The organism is Apilactobacillus sp. (genome assembly GCF_025290035.1).
Classification (GTDB): Bacteria; Bacillota; Bacilli; order Lactobacillales; family Lactobacillaceae; genus Apilactobacillus.
Genome location: NZ_JAMBKT010000036.1, coordinates 1 through 5,390, shown reverse-complemented (window position 1 = coordinate 5,390; position 5,390 = coordinate 1). Strand labels below are relative to the sequence as shown.

At 30.5% G+C, this 5,390-nt stretch carries 6 protein-coding genes; all 6 read right to left on the bottom strand.

Translation table 11 applies throughout. The features are described from left to right. Nucleotides 1-153: 153 nt before the first annotated feature. Nucleotides 154-669: a hypothetical protein gene (locus M3005_RS05860; protein WP_293794527.1), complete on the bottom strand. Its 516-nt coding sequence runs from the start codon at nt 667-669 to the stop codon at nt 154-156. A 15-nt stretch (nt 670-684) separates the two neighbouring features. Beyond that, entirely contained in the window at nt 685-1,932 is a 1,248-nt protein-coding gene (locus tag M3005_RS05855) for an MFS transporter (protein ID WP_293794526.1), read from the bottom strand. A gap of 10 nt (nt 1,933-1,942) precedes the next feature. Further along, the gene (locus tag M3005_RS05850) at nt 1,943-3,691 is read right to left on the bottom strand and encodes a protein kinase domain-containing protein (protein ID WP_463670948.1); all 1,749 of its coding nucleotides are present in this window, start codon (nt 3,689-3,691) and stop codon (nt 1,943-1,945) included. A gap of 46 nt (nt 3,692-3,737) precedes the next feature. Continuing rightward, nucleotides 3,738-4,052, bottom strand: coding sequence for a class III lanthionine synthetase LanKC N-terminal domain-containing protein (locus tag M3005_RS05845; protein WP_293794522.1), 315 nt, complete (start codon nt 4,050-4,052; stop codon nt 3,738-3,740). A gap of 572 nt (nt 4,053-4,624) precedes the next feature. After that, entirely contained in the window at nt 4,625-5,086 is a 462-nt protein-coding gene (locus M3005_RS05840; protein ID WP_293794520.1) for a P-loop NTPase family protein, read from the bottom strand. Nucleotides 5,087-5,181: 95 nt separating this feature from the next. Then, nucleotides 5,182-5,370 carry a hypothetical protein gene (locus tag M3005_RS05835; protein WP_293794519.1) on the bottom strand — a complete coding sequence of 63 codons (189 nt, stop codon included), beginning with the start codon at nt 5,368-5,370 and terminating at the stop codon, nt 5,182-5,184. Between the last annotated feature and the right edge of the window lie 20 nt (nt 5,371-5,390).

Sequence of the window (5,390 nt, the reverse complement as noted above, 5' to 3'; positions counted from 1 at the left end):
GACGCTGAAGAAGTCGCAGAAATCATCGTTAAAGTGTTAAACCATCCTAGTGATGACGCACTATTAGATGACGCCCGCGAACAAGTTAAAGCACTAGTCGCTAGTCACCCCATTACTAGATAAAAATAAAAAAAGCACTGATAATGTGCTTTTTTATTTTGGATTATTTAAGATACTGTCGATGACGTAGTAGACGATAATTGAAATCAATAGTGGCTTATTGATAAGCACATTTTGATAAAGACTGTGCCACCAGTTTTTAAAGTATGCGCCACTTTGTTGAACGTTATTATTAATGATCTGGTTGTTACTAATAATATAGTAGAAATTAACAATTAGAAACGCCATGATCAAAACCAAATATACTAACGCCAATAAGAAGTTAGCAGAAATCAAACTAAAAATAAGAGCGAATAAATTAAACCCAATAACTGATAAATAAATGGTGTACACTATGATGCTTAACGCTTTACTTTTAAACAGTGAAGCGACTGTGTAATAAATGATTAAAAACGCAATTGATACCAATTTATAGTAGAAATTAATTGGTCTGATTGATATCGCTAGGTTAAATCGATTATCAGTAAGTGCCCATGTGATTAACGCGAAAACGATAATCGCAATCGCACTGTATATCAGAATGTTTCTTTTAAAATCTTTGGTTTCCATTATTAGTGACCTCTTTTATACGTTTGATGAATACTTAATAGATAATACCACCAAATAACCAATACTAATAGCCGCCATGATCATTAATGTGAACCAACCCGAAATGGTTGATAAACCGGCAGCTAATACCCCGGCAATCGCCGAGCCAATTGGTAGGCCAAAAGTCACAATGGTATAAAAGGCACCCATTCCTCCACCAACTTTGTCTTCTGGTAAATTCTTAATAATAAAGGCATCGATTTTGGGATTCGAAATGCCGGCAAAATATCCACTTAAGAAAATTAAGACTAATAATAAATAAACGTTGGGGAAGACGACAACTGATAACGGAATCACGAAGAACATCATCATTTCAAAAATTAAGTTATGTTCGATAGTCAAAGCGTAAAAACGGTTAAACGGAATCACCGATCCCATGATCATCCCTAAGACCTCAATCGTGTCCACAGCAGCGACCGTAAACCCGAAGTTAAACAGGGTTAGTGCATGACTTCCTAGAATCGTGATACTTAATAATGTCGTTTGTAGTGATCCAATTAGATTAAAAACGGTAAAGATGATTAAGAAGTGTTTTAACTGTTTAATCTTAATTATGTATTTAAAATTCTCTTTGATATTTTCATAATTGTCCCTGTTAAACGCGTAAAACGATTCTGTATTAGTCTCTTTGGGTTTCGGTTCATCAACCTTAATATTATGTAAAACCACCAGAGATAAGAAAAATGAAAAGGAATTGATCAATGCAAAGACAGCGAAATTAAAGTGAATAAGCGTCAGAATAAAAGCCCCGAGCGGACCGCCAATTAAATCCAACGTTTGCGAAATCCCACTTTGAACACCACGTACCTTTGCTAAATCACCAGATGAAACGTGTTTCTTTAAAATCGGCAACTGCATGTATGAGCTAAACGTCCCTAACATGTCACTCAAGACATTGATTAGGAGGACTAACCCAAAGACGATCCAATTCTTTTCAATATCGATAAACATGGATAGGAATAAATACAGCAAAATTTGCGCAATTCTAACATTAATTAACCCCTTAAATTTACGACTAACCTTATCGGCAAAGTAGCCTAATAAGAAATTCAGTAAAAACGGAATTGTTGAAATAATGCCGACTGCAGCAATCGCGATCTTGGCGTTCGGTGTGTGACTGGCATAAATCACGAACACGATATTAAATAACGTGGTTCCGATTCCATTTAAGACCCCGGAGTAAAATAACTTTCTGACGATACTATCTTGTTTGAAGATTATCATAAATAAACACCTACTTTCTATTATTTAAGTTTAATAAATATAAAATTCCTTTTGCACCATTTGTAAATGAATAATCAATATCATTGTTATACCTATCATGTACGATAATTTTATTTTCAAAACAAACCATTTTAGTAATAACAAGATAAACTCTATTTATATAATTATTTAATCGTTTACTGTCATGATAATAATCCTTAGCAAGTAATACAGTATATAACAACCCTGATAACCCATACCCTATACCAGCATGTTTTGTCCACGACTCCTTCATAATAACATCTAAGCAATCATTAATTACGTTTATAATTTTCCTTCTGTTAGATATATTTGAATAATCTATGAATAAATATAACAAAATAACATATCCAGATAGTCCATCCATAATATAGGGCGAAAAAATATTATTATTACTTTTAGTAGTCATTCCTGCAATTTTTTTATTCTTATATTTCAATCGATATTTAAAATCAATAAGTTCAGATATATGAGATTGTATTTTTTTCTCGTCCGAAATTCTAATAGAATAAATTATTTTATACAGTAATGATCCTAGTATTCCTTTTTCAATCCCAAGATAAGCATCGTTTCTTGATTCCATTATAATTCTGTCTATTCTTGACAATATATAATCATGGTATTCTGTACAAATATTTTTATTTAGGAGTAAAGTCATTCCAATAGACGATAATCCACCATTTAATCCTATATCATTAATAGTATCAATGTATTCATACGTGTCTTCACGATTCATTAGATTAAGATTTATCCTGTGTCTCTTATTTAACTTATTGTCTAGTAATTCATCTAATAATATTTTTATATTATTTTTATTCGGTAAAGCGGAGGTATTAATATCACCTATTTTCATATCTATTTCTAAATGCGTTTTTATTAGTTTTTTTATAATTTCTATATGATCACTAGACACATTTTTTTCATGACAAAACATAAGAAATAATTCCCAAGTCCTATCACCAGTTGAATCAGTCATCAAAAGATTATTAAAAGGAAAAATCATAGACATAAATAAATATCCTATTTTGTGGAAATCCTGTTCAAAAGGATTTAATTTTTTTGATCTAGAGTCATAAAACCCAACGGTAGACCCATCAGAAACAGACCACTTTTCATTAAAATGATGGGCAGATCCAAAATCGCAGATAATAACATTTTTTATATCACCGTCCACTTCTTTAATCAAAAAGTTAGATGGACTAACATCCTGAAGAACTATACCATTTTCATGCAAACTCTTTATTGTGCGAATTATACATTTAAAAACCATTGATAAATTATTCTTAATTTCTGCATAATCTTTTGCACACCATATATCTAGAGTAACTCCTGAAATTTTTTCTTCAACAACGTATTTATTATTAAATTCATCAAAAACTTTTATTATTTTAGGAACTATAATTTTGTTTTTCATCAAATTAATAGTGTGAATTTCTCGTTCAACGTCTTTTTTTGCGCTTCCTTTAGAGCTTATGACTAAGTTTCTTCCCTCCTTAATTATCACTTCATTATTTTTAAATTTACCTAAATAAGTATTTCCAGCCGATGATGAGTTTATAATTTTTTCGGGAATTACTGTATTGTTAATGATTTTTGCTTTCTCGTTATCATTATAGTCAAGCGGATCACTTGTAAATTCCGGCACCCAAAAATACATTCTATTATCGTCAATAAATAAACCTGTTTTACTGTCCAAAATGTATCCATCATCTCGATCAAAATCTCCATATCTATAATACAAAACTTCAGAATCGTAAACTGGTTTATCCGATAAAATATAGGGACCCTTAAACTTTAAAAAAACGATGATAAAGCTTATTAGCGATTAAAATGAAAGATTCAATACTATTAGGATAAATAGTAATTAATTTCCCAAATGCTGGAGTTGGGCAATCTCCACTTATTCTGTACTGAATTGATTTATATTCTCTAACATACTTATAATCTATCTTTTCTAAATTACATTCATCCTTAACTATCGTTAATATTTCTTTATAATTATCAATAGTACCGGAGCAATGTAATTTCCACCCTTGAGATATAAATTCTCTATTTTGTTTATATCTAACTTGAGTAAATATTCCGTAATCAAATTTATTCATAGCAACTTTCTAAAATAAAAACCATCCTATACTTATGATATTATGGATGGTTTTTATTTTATTCTAATCTCCTTCTTTTGTTGGACACTTAGTTGATCTTGCATAACTGACAACAACTTCTTCACGAGGAAGACGATTAATATCCATAAAATCATTCATGTTATCATCTTCTTTCCTAATGTGATTTAACTATAAAAATGATTATATCATTAAAAAATCAAATGTAAATCTAATTATTTTCTAATTTTTACTGATGTTAAGAGAGTGTCTAAAATAATAAAAAAGTATCTGATATTTACGCATAAAAAAAAGACCATCTTGAGAGAGAGCGGTCTTTTTTGAGAGAGATAAGAGATAATTTTAGAGAGATGAGAGGTCTCCCTAATATCAATAAATATGAGTTAACTGATCGCCTTATGCGAACAACTGTTCTTATTATATATGACGATCCATTAAAACACAAGAGATAATATAAAATATTTAGCAAAAATAAGCAAGCATTTATAACTAAATAATGTAAAATTTAATTAGAAATTAATTATTTATCTTTCAAATCCCATCATATCAACATCTTAAAATAATGGTAATTTATTGATATCTTCAGTTATCCGGTCGATTTTTTCATCAAGATTCAATCCATCTAATTGATTTTCTAATTCGTTAATTTGGTCATATGGTTGGAACTGTTCAACTAATTGTTCTTTGCCGTATGGTTCAGCACGTTGTTGATCTAATTCAATCGTTTGGTCTAACGTTAGATTTAAATAATAAACCAATGTTTGTTCGCCAAACATTTTAATAATCTTTTTAATTGAATCCATGTATATGGATGTAGGTAATTCACCTTCAATTACCACGTATTCAAAATGCTTTTGTCCATATTGCGCTAACTTAGTCATGGTTTGCGTATCGTCATCTGATGACGGTTGAATTAAAAATGTTTTTTTAACGCCAAGTTGTTCTTGTAGTCTTACAGCTAGCGTTGATTTCCCACTAGATTTGTTTCCACGAATGATAATTAATACTGGTTTCATATGCAACCTCTTGTTTGTTCTTAAAGAATAAAACTATTGTCCCTATTATTAATTATATAATAGAAACGCAAAGAAAGTAGCAAGTTACTAACTTGCTACTTTCTTTTATTTTCATATTCAGCTAAAACACGTTTCCATTCGGCAACATGTTCTGGTGTATCTGGCTTAGGCATTAACATGTAGTTAAACTTAATGTCATCAATGTCTTTAGCTCCTTCAGTGGCTTCAACAACTGGACGTAACTTCCATCCCAGCATTGGATTAATAATCTTAGATGTATCCATCTGATCATCTCCTTATGTAT